This window comes from Anoxybacillus tepidamans PS2, assembly GCF_000620165.1.
Classification (GTDB): Bacteria; Bacillota; Bacilli; order Bacillales; family Anoxybacillaceae; genus Anoxybacteroides; species Anoxybacteroides tepidamans_A.
The window spans coordinates 91,430-107,720 of the sequence record NZ_JHVN01000010.1 but is presented as its reverse complement, the minus strand read 5'-3'; the positions used below and the strand labels follow the sequence as shown (position 1 = coordinate 107,720).

The 16,291-nt window shown below is 42.4% G+C and carries 15 protein-coding genes; 13 read left to right on the top strand and 2 right to left on the bottom strand.

What is annotated here, in order from left to right:
• The first annotated feature begins 9 nt into the window (after nucleotides 1–9).
• Entirely contained in the window at nucleotides 10–1,236 is a 1,227-nt protein-coding gene (locus tag N667_RS0109840) for an MFS transporter (RefSeq protein ID WP_027409410.1), read from the top strand.
• 218 nt (nucleotides 1,237–1,454) lie between these two features.
• Here N667_RS0109840 and N667_RS0109835 read toward each other — a convergent pair whose 3' ends face one another.
• Nucleotides 1,455–2,024 (bottom strand): sugar O-acetyltransferase, encoded by a 570-nt coding sequence (locus N667_RS0109835; RefSeq protein ID WP_027409409.1) that lies wholly within the window; start codon nucleotides 2,022–2,024, stop codon nucleotides 1,455–1,457.
• Between the two features lie 176 nt (nucleotides 2,025–2,200).
• Here N667_RS0109835 and N667_RS0109830 point away from each other — a divergent pair, with 176 nt between their 5' ends.
• Complete coding sequence (locus N667_RS0109830; protein ID WP_027409408.1) at nucleotides 2,201–2,668, top strand: GNAT family N-acetyltransferase; 468 nt, start codon at nucleotides 2,201–2,203, stop codon at nucleotides 2,666–2,668.
• 91 nt (nucleotides 2,669–2,759) lie between these two features.
• On the opposite strand, the gene N667_RS0109825 is transcribed toward N667_RS0109830, so the two are convergent.
• Entirely contained in the window at nucleotides 2,760–3,647 is an 888-nt protein-coding gene (locus N667_RS0109825; protein WP_035098629.1) for a LysR family transcriptional regulator, read from the bottom strand.
• A 123-nt stretch (nucleotides 3,648–3,770) separates the two neighbouring features.
• Between N667_RS0109825 and N667_RS0109820 the strand changes: the two genes are divergently transcribed.
• From N667_RS0109820 to N667_RS0109760, 11 genes are all read left to right on the top strand, one after another.
• A complete protein-coding gene (locus tag N667_RS0109820; RefSeq protein WP_027409406.1) occupies nucleotides 3,771–4,706 on the top strand; it encodes a DMT family transporter in 936 nt (311 codons plus the stop codon).
• 217 nt (nucleotides 4,707–4,923) lie between these two features.
• Entirely contained in the window at nucleotides 4,924–5,490 is a 567-nt protein-coding gene (locus tag N667_RS0109815) for a cysteine hydrolase family protein (RefSeq protein WP_027409405.1), read from the top strand.
• A gap of 573 nt (nucleotides 5,491–6,063) precedes the next feature.
• Entirely contained in the window at nucleotides 6,064–6,204 is a 141-nt protein-coding gene (locus N667_RS19450; RefSeq protein WP_084279095.1) for a YrzI family small protein, read from the top strand.
• Nucleotides 6,205–6,324: 120 nt separating this feature from the next.
• Nucleotides 6,325–8,085, top strand: coding sequence for an ABC transporter ATP-binding protein (locus N667_RS0109795; RefSeq protein ID WP_027409403.1), 1,761 nt, complete (start codon nucleotides 6,325–6,327; stop codon nucleotides 8,083–8,085).
• Nucleotides 8,082–10,094 carry an ABC transporter ATP-binding protein gene (locus tag N667_RS0109790; protein WP_027409402.1) on the top strand — a complete coding sequence of 671 codons (2,013 nt, stop codon included), beginning with the start codon at nucleotides 8,082–8,084 and terminating at the stop codon, nucleotides 10,092–10,094. The genes N667_RS0109795 and N667_RS0109790 overlap by 4 nt, the downstream gene beginning before the upstream one ends.
• A 175-nt stretch (nucleotides 10,095–10,269) precedes the next feature.
• Nucleotides 10,270–11,445 carry an N-acetylglucosamine-6-phosphate deacetylase gene (gene nagA, locus N667_RS0109785; RefSeq protein WP_027409401.1) on the top strand — a complete coding sequence of 392 codons (1,176 nt, stop codon included), beginning with the start codon at nucleotides 10,270–10,272 and terminating at the stop codon, nucleotides 11,443–11,445.
• A 1-nt stretch (nucleotide 11,446) separates the two neighbouring features.
• Nucleotides 11,447–12,202 carry a glucosamine-6-phosphate deaminase gene (nagB, locus tag N667_RS0109780; RefSeq protein WP_027409400.1) on the top strand — a complete coding sequence of 252 codons (756 nt, stop codon included), beginning with the start codon at nucleotides 11,447–11,449 and terminating at the stop codon, nucleotides 12,200–12,202.
• Entirely contained in the window at nucleotides 12,199–12,921 is a 723-nt protein-coding gene (locus tag N667_RS0109775) for a GntR family transcriptional regulator (protein ID WP_027409399.1), read from the top strand. Before nagB ends, N667_RS0109775 begins: the two co-directional genes overlap by 4 nt.
• A 47-nt stretch (nucleotides 12,922–12,968) precedes the next feature.
• On the top strand, nucleotides 12,969–14,336 hold the full coding sequence (nagE, locus tag N667_RS0109770; RefSeq protein ID WP_027409398.1) for an N-acetylglucosamine-specific PTS transporter subunit IIBC: 1,368 nt from the start codon (nucleotides 12,969–12,971) through the stop codon (nucleotides 14,334–14,336).
• A gap of 96 nt (nucleotides 14,337–14,432) precedes the next feature.
• Entirely contained in the window at nucleotides 14,433–15,164 is a 732-nt protein-coding gene (locus N667_RS0109765) for an SIS domain-containing protein (RefSeq protein WP_027409397.1), read from the top strand.
• Between the two features lie 213 nt (nucleotides 15,165–15,377).
• The gene (locus tag N667_RS0109760) at nucleotides 15,378–16,256 is read left to right on the top strand and encodes a GNAT family N-acetyltransferase (protein WP_027409396.1); all 879 of its coding nucleotides are present in this window, start codon (nucleotides 15,378–15,380) and stop codon (nucleotides 16,254–16,256) included.
• Nucleotides 16,257–16,291: the final 35 nt, after the last annotated feature.

The window sequence follows — 16,291 nt, the reverse complement described above, 5'->3', positions numbered from 1 at the left end:
GGAAGCGAAATGGGGCGCTCTTTTTACGCGCTGCTTGTCAGCCAGACGGCCGCGAATCTATGTTTTGCCTTTTATACAATGGTCATTGTGATGCATTTATATAATGAAACAGGCTCTACTACTTTATCTGCCGCCGCCACAACAATCAGCATGATCGCTCGCATCGCTAGCAGCACGCTTTTGCCAACCATATCGGATCGCTTCAAGCCAACGAAGCTATTAATGCTCGCTCAATGGGCGCAATTGGGCTTTCTTGCAATTCTAATTTTCTTCGTTTTTCAAAATATATCAGCTTTATTATTAATATTGACGTTCGTTGTCATGGCACTTATTTCGTTCTTTAACGGTTTTTTCTCCCCAATGAAAGGGGTGATTGTTCGTGCGGTTGTGCCTGAAAACGAAAGAATTAGGGCAAACAGCCTGATCTCCAGCATCGACCAAACTTTTTTGTTTGCTAGTTGGACATTCTGTGGGCTATTGCTATCGGTAATAGGAAAAGAAGCGACTCTCATGCTTGCGTCCAGCCTCCTCTTATTATCGATCGGCAGTTTATATACGATCCAACTAAAAGAATCATCTCAAATCGAAGGACAGGAAAGCCTATTTAACCGTTTGACAGGAGGTTGGACATATCTGTTTCAGCATCGCGGATTACGGGTGATAATCGCGATGGATGTGATGGAATCTCTCGTTGGAACGATTTGGATGGGAGCAGTGACTCTTACATATGTCAAAGAAGTGCTTGGGAAAGCGGAAACATGGTGGGGCTATATTAATGGTGCTTATTATTTCGGAACAATTATTGGGGGATTGATTGTCTATCGTCTTTCTAAGATGATGAGGGGTCGTTTGGTCTCCTCGATGATCGCAGGCTCTTTTTTGTTTGGTTTATTCACTTTGATATATGGGCTCGTTTCCAATCCTTATTTTGCGTTATTGCTCGTTCTTGTGATGGGACCTTCTTATCAAATAAGAGACCTCGCTCAAGAAACGATGTTGCAAAACAGCGCTGACGAAAAAACATTGGCAAAGATTCTTGCTGCTCGGTCCGCCCTTGTTCAGCTCGTGATGCTTCTCTCTACCATCACCATTGGGGCTCTTGTAGATATGGTTGGAGTCCGCTTTATCTACATCTTCTCAGGCTGTCTATTACTCTTTTCAACATCGTTTGGCTTCATTTATTTACATATGCGCAAATTTGGACAGCTGCTCGAATCCGAACATATTAAAGTGTAGTAGTTAAGAGAAATAACCGACAACAACAATTATGGTCCATGTTCTATCTTGATCCTAAAAAATTGTATAAGGACAATTGACGGAGAGGATAGTGCTATTCAACTAATATATTATGAACTCGATGTGGAACAGCAGACCGAAAAGAACTAGCATTGCTGGGCTTTAATGCTAAAAAGGAGGATGTGCTCCTCCTTTTTTATTTTGGAATAAACCAAAAATTATACTTTTGAACTATTAATCCTTTTAATGATTTTTGCCGGATTTCCTCCTACTACAACATTATCTGGTACGTCTTTTGTTACGACCGCCCCGGAGGCGACAACAACATTATTACCAATCGTCACCCCGGGATTGATCACAGCTTTGCCGCCGATCCAAACATTATCACCGATGGTGACCGGCTTTCCATATTCTAAACCTGACATTCTTTCAATCGGATCGATCGGATGGGTAGCCGTATAAATATGGACCCCAGGAGCAATCAAACAGTTATCGCCAATTTTAATTTCGCATACATCCAAAAAAACACAATCAAAATTTGCGAAAAAATTTTCACCGACATGGATGTTATATCCATAATCGCAATAAAAAGGAGGTTCGATATATAAATTTGCCCCGGTGGACCCAAAAAGTTCCTTCAATAGAGAAATGCGCTTATTATGCTCTGTTTCCAATGTTTGATTCAATAATCTAGTTAATCGCCGAGCACGCTCCCGTTCAGCTATTAACTCAGGATCTGAGGCCTTATATAATTCACCATTTAGCATTTTTTCTTTTTCAGTCTTCATTTTAATCCTCCTTGATTGTACAATTCAAATTAATTACAGCCGACTTCACTGATGATACCTTATATTACCATAATTAGAATCACTAATATATAGAAATCCAGTTTCTTTGGTACATTCAGACAACCGATAATTGTGATTAGCAGTGTCTAGTAAATGATTTTAGGAGAGGGATGAAGATGAGTGAGAGATTTCAAATTCGGAAGGCCACTATTCAAGACATCCATGAAATGATTGCGTTGCGTTTACAGCTGTTGAAAGAGCTTAGAGAAGTACAGACTCAAGAGGAGGAAGAGGCTGTCGCCGCATCAACGCGAACATATTTAGAAAGCACATTGAACAGTGATTTTATTTCTTATTTAGCAGTCTGCAATAACTCTATTGTGAGTATAAGCAGAATGGTATTATTTCAGCGGCCGCCTTACATCAAAAATCTTGAAGGGCGAGAAGCCTATGTGCTCAACATGTATACCGTTCCTGAATATCGCGGAAGAGGCCTAGCCAAAAAACTATTAGAAAATTGTATTAAAGAATGTCAAAACATAGGAGTGAAGCGAGTTTGGCTCCACGCGTCCGCTAAAGGAATGCCGCTGTACAAAAAAATGGGCTTTACTTTCAAAAACAATGAAATGGAATTGTTTATTTAGGATTTGCTATTTTTGTTTTCTATAATTAAATTATGTAAACCTAAACATAGTTACAAAACAAGGAGGGAAGCAAAGGGGCCGCTCCTTGTTGTTATTCCATATCTTCATGGACCAAAGTGTTCATTAATCGCTTCATCGATTGTGACACCCATTTTTTTCGATGGTATACAATTTGCAGACAAAGTTTGATTTCGCTGCGAGAAAACAGGATACGAGTTAATGCCCCTTTTTTAAGTTCATCTTCTACTGCCATTAGCGGTAAAAACGCTACTCCGAGGCCATAAGCTACACATCGCTTAATCGCTTCGATGCTCCCCAACTCAATTGTGTATTCAAAACGCATTCCATGCTGGCGATATAAGTTTTCGATGATTTCCCGGTAGCTGCAACCTTGTTCGGTAACAATAAGCTTTTCATCAATTAAATCTTGCATGTTGATCTCGTCTAAGCGAGATAAAGGATGGTTAGGCCTGGCAACTAACACTAACGGTTCTTCTTTGATGACAGTGAAATGTAAATCCGGATCTTCCTGTCGTTGATCGAGGATAATGGCTAAATCGAATTTTCCTTGCTTGACGCCTTTCAATAAATTTTTACAAATATTTTGTTGAAGCAACAAATTCACCTTCGGATGCTTATTTTTAAAAACCTGCAAATAGGGCGGTAGATAAAAACCGGCCACCGACTCAATCGTGCCAATCGATAAGCTTCCAGCAAGTTCCGCTTGTTCGGAAAGGCTTTGTTTCGCTTCATCAAGCAAACTAATAATTTGGTTGGCGTATTCTAATAGTTCCATTCCTGCCGACGTTAGCTTAATCTTGCCTCCCCATCGTTCAAACAATGCAACGCCAAATTCTTCTTCAAGTTTTTTAATTTGTGTCGTTACACTCGATTGCGCATATCCTAACATTTCCCCGGCTTTCGTAAAACTGTTCCACTTTGCCACTTCACGAAATGTTTGCAAATAATCAACATTCATTCCTATCGAGCTCCTATCAAAAATATTGATGAACAATATCAATTATTATCAATAACACCTATGACCAAATATTTGTAGAATTTATTATAACAGAAGTTCGATAAACAATGAGGAGGATTTTTTATGGCAACGAATCATATGAAAACTTATATGTTGCTGTTTTTAACCGCTGCAAGTTGGGGAGGCGCTTTCGTCGCCGGAAAAATTGCAACCGTTAGTTTACATCCCGTCTCTGTCGCTTTTTTTCGTTTTTTAGGAGCTAGCCTCATTTTATTTCCGTTGCTGCGTTGGAAACAGCCTAAAACGCCCACTCCGACGAAAAAGGATTGGGGATTATTCGCGCTGCTCGGCCTTACAGGCATTTTTTTATATAACATTTGCTTTTTTGTTGCTACAAAATATGCGCCGATTGTCAAAAGCTCTTTAGTGATTGCCGTCAACGCTCCATTGATCACGCTGTTTTCGGCGCTGTTTCTTAAAGAAAAAATGAATTGGAAAAGTATATTGGGAATGATAATGGCGTTATTCGGGGCTCTATATATTATTACTAACGGGCAATTATCGATTCTTGTAAAATTAGGCTTGGCTCCGATCGATTTTGTCTTAGTGGGCGCCTGCCTCAGCTGGAGCATTTATTCCGTTATTGGGAAAGTGGTGATGAGAAAATACAGTCCACTCGCCGCAACCACTTACGCGTCAGGCTTCGGAACGATCTTTTTGGCTCCTTTTGCGCTGTATTATACTTCCACCGCATCGATCAAAACGAGCGGATGGGAAGTATGGATCAGCGTGCTGTACGTAGCAGTCATTGTTTCCGCCATTAGCTTCGTTTGGTGGTACAATGGAATTCAAAAGGTAGGTGCTTCAACAGCTTCCATTTTTATTAATGTCATGCCTATTTCCGCTGCCGTGATGGGAACGATCTTTTTTAATGAACACCTTACAATGACCCACGTAATCGGAGCGTTATTCGTATTCGGTGGGATTCTTTTTAATATTTACAGCAAACAGGAAACAAAGGCACATGCCCTTCCAAATGAAAAAAGGGCGCATGCCTAATGAACATGGGGCTGCATTTTCTCTCGGTTCCGCTAGTAGATAAAAATATTTTCGTTTTCAGCCAAAAAAGCAAAACAAAAAAGAGTAGCCATGCGTCGGTAGCCGTCCGTCATCGCTGTTTCTCGTAAAATATGCACTATCGTCATATGGATGGATGACAGCGGTATATCTTTGTTTATTTTTAGCTTAAAAGAGCTCTGTTTCAAGGAGGATGTATATGAATAGCAATCACCCGCCAGCTTTAGTGATTATCGATGTGCAACAAGGGTTTGAGGATGACGTATGGGGAAAGCGTAATAATCCCAACGCTGAAGAACGCATCCGTCATCTTTTGCAACTATGGAGAACTCTCCAGTGGCCGGTTATCCATATTCAACACGTATCGACCAATCCGTATTCCCCTTTATCACCTAACGGAAGGGGAGTCCTATTCAAAGAGATTGTAAAGCCTTTAGATGGGGAAAAAGTGATTCAAAAAAATGTCAACAGCGCTTTTATTGGGACCGATTTGGAATCATATTTAAAACAACATAATATTGCGGATGTCGTAATTGTCGGGTTAACTACTCCACACTGTGTATCAACTACGGTTAGAATGAGTGGAAATTTAGGATTCAACACGTATGTAATTTCCGATGCTACTGCTGCGTTCGGTCTGAGGGGACCCGATGGGATTTACTATGATGCGGACCAGATTCATAATATATCCCTTGCCACTTTGCATGGGGAATTCGCAACCGTTCTTACAGCTGAGGAATTGATTAAACAATTTATCGGCCAATAACTACATATTGTTTTTTTTACAACAAATAATGTACATTAGCGATGTCATATTCCAAGTACTGATGGTATTGATATTATTAGTGCCGGCCTTATTGATTGCAGGGGCTCTATTGTTTGTCTTTTCAGCAAAAAAGCGAAAAGCGCAATTGAAAAGAATAGAAGGAAGATTAGAGCAAATTTCCAAGCTAGTCGATCAACAATAAAAGGATGTCCTTCGCTTAGACATCCTTTTTCACTTATATATTTTTCAAAAAACAGTTTACAACCTCATTTTATTTGGATATAATTTACTTTGTAACATGATTTCGGAAGGAGGATGAACACAATGAAAACAATGATGGAAATGATGAAACAAACAACTGAACAAACACAAACGATTCGACCTTCCGAGCCTGTTACGGTGACGACTCTTTAGATAGCAGAACAAATGCCGCGGGAAGGGGATCGTTTTCCTGCGGCTTTTTTGTGCCTAAAGCTGCAGGATTGCGCCATTCCTGCGGCTTTTTTATGTTTCAAGCCGCGGGAAGCCCCTTTTTGACCCGCGGCTTTTATTTATGAAAGGAGGTGAGAGATCATGACGATTCATCTACTGTTCATTTCCATCACTTTTCAACGGAGAAGGTGGACGATGGAAGAAATCGAACAAGAGCAGATAATAAGACAAGTTGAGGAAGAATTGATGAACCGCAAATGCTTGATACAACAACCATTTTAAAACAAATTTTACATTAAGGAGGAACGGAAGATGAAAATTAAATGGATGGTATTCATGCTGCCTGCTGGAGAGATCAACAGCGGCTAGACGATCACGGAAAATAAGGGGAGATGATCCGGAATGTTTGCGGTATTATGGAAGCTTCGCGCGTTTTTTAGGCAACACTGGAAACGGTATACTCTAGCTATTGCGCTTTTAGTTATAGGTGGCATTTTGGAAATGATTCCGCCTAAATTAATGGGAGCCGCTATTGACGACATTTATTCAGATGGCTTCACCGAAGGGAAACTTCTTAAATACACCGTATCATTATTAGGATTGGCGATTTTTATCTACGGTGTCAACTATACATGGATGTACCAGTTATTCGGTGGCGCATTTTTGTTAGAAAAAATATTACGTTCTCGCTTTATGAGACATTTGCTGAAAATGACCCCTGCTTTTTATGAAAAAAATCGTACCGGAGATTTAATGGCCAAAGCCACCAATGACTTAAAAGCGATATCTAATACAGCGGGGTTCGGCATTTTGACACTTGTCGATTCAAGCGCATTTATGCTGGTGATTTTATTTACAATGGTTATTTTCATTAGCTGGAAGTTAACGCTGGCTTCTGTTTTGCCGCTTCCTTTCATGGCGCTAGCGATGAACATTTACGGTAAAAAAATTCACGAACGCTTCACTAAAGCACAAGATGCGTTTGGAGACATGAACGATTATGTACTTGAATCGATTTCCGGCGTCCGCGTTATTCGCGCTTATGTACAGGAGAAAGCGGATGAGGCCCGATTCCAAGCGTTAACAGAAGAGGTATATAAAAAGAATATGAAAGTGGCCCAAATCGACTCACTATTCGACCCAACCATTAAAGTGCTTGTCGGCCTTAGTTATTTAATTGGTTTAGGGTACGGTTCGTATTTAGTGTTCCACCAAGAAATTACACTTGGTGAGCTCGTTTCTTTCAACGTCTATTTAGGGATGATGATTTGGCCGATGTTTGCCATCGGTGAGCTGATTAATATCATGCAGCGCGGTAACGCTTCACTCGACCGCGTCAACGAAACGCTCGCCTATGTCCCAGATGTGCAAAACCATCCGGAGCCGCTTTCCGTCGAAACACCAGAGTCGATTGTGTTTCATCAAGTGTCGTTCCGCTACCCATCATCAAACACTAATAATTTAGAGAACGTATCATTTACACTCCAACGCGGCCAAACACTTGGCATTGTTGGACGGACGGGAAGCGGAAAAACAACGCTTGTGAAACAATTGTTGCGCGAGTATCCGTTAGGAACAGGGAGCATAACAATCTCAGGTGTTCCGCTTGAACGAATCCCAATCGAACAGATTCACGGATGGATCGGTTATGTTCCGCAAGATCACGTATTGTTTTCAAAGACCGTCAAAGAAAATATTTTATTCGGACGAAAAGAGGCTACAGATGAAGAGTTAAATAAAGTAATAGATGCGGCTGCATTTCGCAAAGATATACAGATGCTCCCTAAAGGGTTAGACACGTTAGTAGGAGAAAAAGGAATCGCCTTATCAGGAGGACAAAAGCAGCGGCTTTCCATTGCCCGCGCTCTCTTGGTGAACCCGGAAATTTTAATTTTAGACGATGCCCTTTCAGCGGTAGATGCGAGAACGGAGGCAGCCATTATTGAAAATATTCGAAATGAGCGGGCAGGAAAAACGACGATCATTACAACGCATCGCTTATCTGCTGTCGAGCATGCCGATTGGATTATCGTGTTAGACGAAGGACAAATTGCAGAAGAAGGAACGCATGAACAGTTGCTAACACAAGACGGCTGGTATAAAGAGCAATGGATCCGCCAACAAGCAGCAGAGACATCGGAAGAAAAGGAGGTGCTTCTATGAACGTAGGAAAACGGTTATTAGCTTATGCCCTCCAATATAAAAAAATGATGATGGCTGCGCTTCTCATGCTTGCTGTTTCAGTTGCCGCTGAGTTAACCGGGCCGTTCATCGCTAAAAAAATGATCGATCAACATATTTTAGGAATCGAGTCTTCCTGGTATGAGACGACAAAAAGTGAGGACGCCGTTTTCTATCAAGGACGATGGTACAAACGAGGCCGTTATTTTGCGAAAGAGGAATCGAAAGGAAGAGAAGTGCGCATTTTGCAAATTGGCCGGAATTACTACTTCGTAAACGAGGCAATAGCGTTAGATGGCAAACGATCGATCAAGAATGGAATCGTAACGATTCGTCGTGGTGAACAGGCGGTTTCGTATCCGGCGAAAAAACTCTCCATCGAAGAATTGTTGAATTTTTATCAGCCGGAAATTCACCGCATTGTTTACTTGTTATGCATTTACCTCGCATTACTAGTGGCGGCAACCGTCTTCCAATACGGACAGCGCTACTACTTGCAGATGGCTGCCAACCGAATTATTCAAAGAATGCGAAAGGATGTATTTGCCCACATTCAACGGTTACCGATTCGTTACTTTGACAGTTTGCCGGCGGGAAAAATCGTTGCCCGCGCCACGAACGATACAGAGGCGATTCGCGAATTATATGTGACGGTGTTAGCGACATTTTTTACAAGCCTTGTCTATATTGCTGGTATTTTTATCGCTCTGTTTCTATTAGATGTGCGTCTTGCTCTTGTTTGTCTCATCCTTGTGCCAATTTTAGCGATTTGGATGAAAATTTATCGCAAGTATGCCTCTAAATATAACCATATCATTCGTTCACGTCTCAGCGACATTAATGCGATGATTAACGAATCAATTCAAGGAATGTCGATAATCCGGATATTTCGACGACAAAAAGAAACGGAGCATGAATTTGAACAACTCAATCAAGAGTATTTCACTTATCAAAATAAACTCCAAAGCTTAAATGCGCTCACGTCGCACAATTTAGTAGGGGTGTTGCGGAATATCGCGTTCGTTGCGCTCATTTGGCATTTTGGCGGCAACTCCTTGGATGATCAAGCAGTTTCATTAGGAGTGCTTTACGCATTCGTTGACTATCTCAATCGTTTGTTTCAGCCGATAACGGGGATGGTAAACCAACTTTCGAATCTTGAACAGGCGCTCGTCGCCTCGAATCGTGTCTTTGCGCTTCTTGATGAGCCTGGCGATGATGTGTATGAAGGAGATATGCCGCGCTATAAAGGAAATGTTGTCTTTGAAAATGTGTATTTTGCTTATAAAGAAGGCGAGTATGTATTAAAAGACATTTCATTTACGGCCAGAGAAGGAGAGACGATTGCGCTTGTGGGACATACAGGTTCCGGAAAAAGTTCAATTATGAATTTGTTGTTCCGCTTTTACGATATTCAAAAAGGGCGCATTTTAATTGATGGAATAGATATTAAAGACATTCCGAAACAAATGCTTCGAAAACATATGGGCATCGTTCTGCAAGATCCGTTTTTATTTACCGGAACGATTGCTTCTAATGTGAGTTTGCACGACCCTCACATCACTCGCGAGCGGGTAGTAAAGGCGCTTCGCGACATTGGTGCCGAGAAACTGCTGAAAAACTTGCCGAATGGATTTGATGAACCAGTGATCGAAAAAGGGAGCACCTTATCATCGGGTCAACGGCAACTGATTTCCTTTGCCCGCGCATTGGCATTCGATCCGGCGATTTTAGTACTTGATGAAGCGACAGCCAACATTGACACGGAAACGGAAGCGGTGATTCAACAGGCGCTCGATGTATTAAAACAAGGGCGAACGACGTTTATTATTGCCCATCGTTTATCGACCATTAAAAATGCCGATCAAATTCTTGTGCTAGACCGCGGGACAATCGTAGAACGCGGCACTCATGAGGAATTGCTGAAAAAGAAAGGGAAGTATTACCAAATGTATCAGCTGCAACAGGGCGACACCACGAAAGTCGGTTGATCTTACAAACGCAGGGAGTTAACGTGCTCCCTGCGTTGTTTCTTTAATCTGTCGTTCATCATACAACACAATGTTTACTCTACAAATAAGAGTCTCTATAAAAAAATAAATCAACTGGTATAGACAACTAGATAATATAATGTTAGTATTAATGTTAGAAAGAAGGGATGAAACGGTGGATCGGTTTTTACTCAAAAATGCAACCATATATACAGAAAAAGGGCCAATTGAACAAGGGTGTATCTTAATTGAAAGCGGAAAAATTGCTTATGTTGGCCCGTTATTGCCTTTCCCTAACGTGGAAGGGATTGAACTAGGCAAGCAGTATTATGTTGTTCCAGGTTTTATCGATCTTCATATTCACGGGGCTGCTGGTTCCGATGTGATGGATGCAACGCCAGAAGCATTACAAACAATGGCATCTGTGCTGCCTGAAGAGGGAACAACAAGTTTTCTTGCAACAACAATGACCGCACCTGCTAATGAAATTGAAAACGCTGTGCAGAACGTAGCAAACTATATACATTTTTACAATCAACCGGGGACGGCCGAGGTGCTCGGAATTCATTTAGAAGGGCCATTCCTTTCGCCAAAACGCGCGGGAGCACAGCATCCACGCCATATCGTCGCACCTGATATCGAGCTATTCCAAAGATGGCAAAAGGAAGCAAGAGGAACCATCCGTCTTGTTACATTGGCACCGGAAGAGCCAAATGGGCTTCTTCTGACCGCTTATCTCAAAAAATCCGGCGTCATCGCCTCGATTGGCCACTCTGATGCGGTCTACGATCAAGTAAAAGAAGCCATCCAAGCGGGAATTACACACGCGACTCATTTGTTTAACGGCATGCGCGGCCTGCATCATCGCGAACCAGGAGTCGTCGGCGCGGTTCTCATGCATGATGAAGTGCTATGTGAATTAATTGTCGATGGAATCCATGTCGCTCCGGAAATGGTCCGATTTGCCTATCGGAACAAAGGAAAAGAAGGGCTTATTGTCATTACAGACGCGATGCGCGCCAAATGCCTCGGCAATGGAAAATACGAATTGGGCGGGCAGGAAGTCATCGTTCAAGACGAACAAGCAACATTAAAAGATGGAACGCTAGCAGGCAGCATCTTAAAACTAAAAGATGCCGTGAAAAAGATGATGTCGTTCACAGGTTGCTCGCTTGAAGATGTTATTCGCATGGCCAGTTGGAATCCCGCAAAACAATTGGGCGTTCTTGATCGAAAAGGCAGCATTTCTGAAGGGAAAGACGCGGACCTTGTAGTGTTAAATGAAAAATATGAAGTGACCATGACATTTTGCCGCGGAACATTAGCATATAAGAAACAAGAGGTGAACTAGAATGAAAGTCATCGAAGTAAAAGATTATGAGGAAATGAGCCAAAAAGCCGCGGAAATCATCAGCAGCTACGTAAGAATAAAGCCCCATGCTGTGCTTGGCTTGGCGACGGGGGAAACGGTGCTCGGAACATATGCCGCTCTTGCGGAGGACTATCGAAACAATCAAACATCCTATCGAAAGGTACGTACCGTTAATCTAGACGAGTACATCGGGCTCAATCCCGAGCATCCGAATAGCTATCACTACTATATGAAGCACCATTTCTTTCAGTTTATCGATATCCCGATGTCACAAACGTATCTTCCAAACGGCCTTGCCGCTGATTATCAAGAAGAGTGCACACGTTATGAGGAGGTGATCGAAACATTAGGCGGGATTGATTTGCAAGTGCTGGGAATTGGAAGAAACGGACACATCGGTTTTAATGAGCCAGGCACTTCGTTTGATTCTACTACCCATATTGTAAAACTTGCGGAGTCAACTCGGAAAGCCAATGCACGCTTTTTTCCTTCGCTAGAGCAAGTGCCGACTCATGCGATCACAATGGGGATTGCGACCATTATGAAAAGTCGGCAAATCCTCTTGCTCGTATCCGGGAAGAAAAAAGCGTCCATTATGTCCCAACTGCTAGAAGGAAACGTAACCCCTTCTATTCCAGCATCGATTTTACAAACTCATCCAAATGTAGCCATCATCGCGGACGAAGAAGCGCTATCGCTTGTAAGCAAAGAACAAAGAAAGGTGCACGTACAATGATTAATAAACATTCACCGCTTCCTATCTATTATCAACTTGAACAAGGGATTAGAGAAATGATTGAAAAAGGGGAACTCGAGCCAGGGGAAATGATCCCGTCCGAGCGAGAATGGGCGGAAAGGTACGACATTAGCAGAATGACGGTTCGCCAAGCGATTAACAATTTAGTGAACGATGGATATTTAGTAAGGCAAAGGGGAAAAGGAACGTTTGTCGCCACTAAAAAAATCGAACAGCCTTTAAAAGGGCTCACAAGCTTTTCTGAAGATATGCGGGCAAGAGGCATGGAACCAGGGACGAAAGTATTAAATTTTTGCATCATTCCAGCGAATGCATCGCTAGCGCAGCAGCTTCATATTCAGGAAGGGGACGATGTTTACGAAATCCGTCGTATTCGCCTTGCCGACCAGTTGCCGATGGCGTTAGAAACCGCATATGTTCCTTGCTCGCTCGTTCCGAATTTAACAAAAGAAATTGTAAGCGGTTCCTTTTATGAGTTTATCGAACATCAGCTAGGATTCACCATTCGCTCGGCTACTCAAGTATTAGAAGCATCTATCGCGCGAAAAATGGAAGCAGACCTTTTACACATTAAAGAAGGCGCACCGGTGCTCTTGATTCAGCGCAACAGCTATTTAGAAGCCGGACAGCCGCTTGAAGTCGTCAAATCGATTTATCGGGCGGACCGCTACAAATTCATGATTGAGATGGAAAGATAAGCTTGATGGCTTGTGAAAAGATGATAGGAAAAGGAGAGAGGGTATATATGTTAGGATTTTTCCAACGGCTCGGAAAAGCGCTCATGCTTCCCATTGCTGTCCTTCCGGCGGCTGCGTTATTGCTTCGTTTAGGGCAACCTGATTTGTTGAATGTTCCTTTTATCGCCGCAACAGGGGATGCGATTTTTTCCAATTTAGCATTGCTATTTGCGATCGGGATTGCTGTAGGGCTGGCAAAGGATAACAATGGAGCAGCCGCTTTAGCTGGCGCCATCGGGTACTTTGTATTAACCAAAGGAGCGGCTTCGATCAACGATAAGATTAATATGTCGGTACTAGGCGGATTTATTTCCGGAATTACAGCGGGACTTTTATACAATCGCTATCATAACATCAAATTGCCCGACTGGCTCGGATTTTTTGGCGGCAAGCGATTTGTGCCGATTATTACGTCGTTTACCATGCTGATATTAGCGATTGTGTTTGGCTATGTGTGGCCGCCGATTCAAAGCGGAATCAATACCGTCGGCGAATGGATTGTTGGCGCTGGGGCCGTTGGAGTCGGGATTTTCGGGTTTTTAAACCGATTGTTAATTCCTGTCGGGCTGCACCATGTGTTAAATAGCTTAGTATGGTTTGTGTTTGGGGAGTTTAACGGAAAGACGGGAGACTTGAACCGCTTCTTCGCCGGAGATCCTAGTGCAGGCATTTTTATGGCGGGCTTTTTCCCAGTGATGATGTTCGGTCTTCCAGCGGCGGCGCTTGCCATGATCGCTACAGCCAAAAAAGAGCGCCGCAAAGCGGTTGCTGGCGCATTGATTGGAGTGGCCTTTACCTCGTTTTTAACAGGGGTAACCGAACCGATTGAGTTTTTATTTATGTTTTTATCGCCATTGCTTTATTTTGTTCATGCCGTCTTAACAGGTCTTTCGCTGTTCATTGCAACAGAGCTAGGCATCCATCATGGGTTCGGCTTTTCAGCCGGAGCGATTGACTTTTTCTTAAACTGGGGAATCGCTAAAAAGCCATTTTTGCTGCTCGTGCAAGGAGTGATTTACGGCCTCATTTATTTTGTTGTTTTCTACGTCCTTATTAAGAAATTAGATTTAAAAACACCGGGACGGGAAGATGAAGATGAGGAAAAGAAGATGGAAAGCGCTTCGACCGCAGCAAACAACAAATATGATCAACTGGCCCATCAATATATGAAAGCGTTAGGGGGCAAAGAAAATCTGGCACAAATTGATAACTGCATAACGCGTTTGCGCCTAAAAGTCAACGATATGTCAAAAGTCAATGAACATGAACTGAAACGCCTAGGAGCAAAAGGGGTTATTCGTCTAAACCAAACCGATCTTCAAGTGGTCGTTGGCACCGATGTGGAGTTTGTGGCTAACGAAATGAAAAAGTTATAATAGAACGATCGCAGGCCATATCTATAAATGAGATGGTCTGCGATATCTAATACCCACTATAAAAACGATCAAGCACCAAGGAGGTGAAAACGAAAGATGTTAGGAAAAAAATATGCGCAACTCATCCAACAACAGCTTCAACTAGTGGAAGAAACGCAATGGGAATCGATTACGAAAGCAGCCCGTATGATCGCCCTTTCCATTAAGGAAGGCGGGCTTTTGCATATTTTCGGCTGCGGCCATTCGCATATGCTGGCTGAGGAAGTGTTCTATCGCGCAGGTGGGTTGGTGCCGATTAACCCCATTCTTGAACCGAGCGTGATGCTTCATGAAGGAGCCGTTAAAAGCTCCATGATCGAGAGAATGCCAGGATATGCTTCGATTATTTTAAATCAATATACCATTCAATCCAATGAAGTTATGATTATTGCATCGAACTCAGGAGTGAATGTATTGCCGATCGAAATGGCTATGGAAGCCGTTAAAAAAGGGTTAAAAGTCATTGCCATTACATCCTCCGCTTATTCCCAAGCACCTTCTCGCCATCCCTCGGGTAAAAAGCTTTACGAACTGGCGCATATTGTCATTGATAGCCAGCTTCCTTACGGAGATGCCCTAGTTGAAATTCCCCGGTTAGATATAAAAACAGCCCCTGGTTCCACGGTGGTAGGAGCATTCATTTTAAATATGCTAATCGCTGAAGTCGTAGAGGAACTCATTCGCTTCAACATTGCCCCGCCGATCTTTATGAGCGGAAATGTCGAAGGAGGGTTCGAGCATAATCGAAATTATATTGAGCAATACCGCCTACGCATCAAACACTTATAAGGCACCGATGAATGGATCATTGACGGAATTGCTTTACAAACGCAGCAATCTCCATTATCTCCTCTTATGAATGCGTACAAAATATTAGAGACAGAGGCACGACCTCAATGATACAAGTTATAATTGTATAAAATTTTTATGGAATTATTATCAAGTAGATCTGCATCATTTGCCACATAATTATTTATAAAAAAGAGAGGGGAACATCTAGCCATGACGTTAAAAATAAAGCGATTATCGGAATGCACATTCGAAGAGGCAGTGAAAGCTTGGAATGCCGGATTTGAGGGGTATTATTTTGACGCGACGACAACCGTAGACAACTTTGTGAAGAGGCTTGTCGGGGAGGGGTTATCTCCTAAATTGTCCATCGTCGCTTTTCAAGGTCATGAACCGATTGGTATCGTAAAAAATGGCGTTCGTCTTTTCAATAAAACAAAAATAGCCTGGAATGGCGGAACAGGGGTCGCCTCTGCCTATCGGGGAAAAGGAATTGGAAAAGCGTTAATGGAGACAACGCTTGCAATTTATCAAGAGGAGGGTGTTGAACTTGCGACATTAGAGGCTATCAGCGATAATCAAAAAGCGATTTCCCTCTATGAAAAAATGGGATACGAAATCGTCGATGACCTTGAATATTTAGAGCTAAAAGGCGCGCAGCCCAACCCGTTTGGTTCCATTCAAGAGTACATAGTAGAGCAAACGATCCCTCAAGAAGTGAGCTTCCTGCCATTTTACAAAGGACAAAACCCGTGGCAAACACAATGGCAAAGTGCCAAGGACGGCGAGGCGCTGATCGTAAAAGATGAGCATGGGTTCGATATTGGATATGCTTACTATCGGAGAGTCTTTAATGTTAATGGAAAGCATGAAAGAACAATATTATTTCAATGCGAAGCCCATCCAGAGAGAAAAGATGCGGAAGGAATTATTCGTTTCTTGCTCAGCCGAGTTTTTGGTTCTTTTGGTGATGATGTGGTTAGAGTGGTCCCCAATGTACCCGTCAACCATTCTCCATTAACATATTCACTCTTAAAACAAATAGGGTTTCAGCCTATTGTCAACCAAGTATGGATGATGAAACAAATGTAATTTTTTTATACCAATAAACCTCTCCCACCTACACT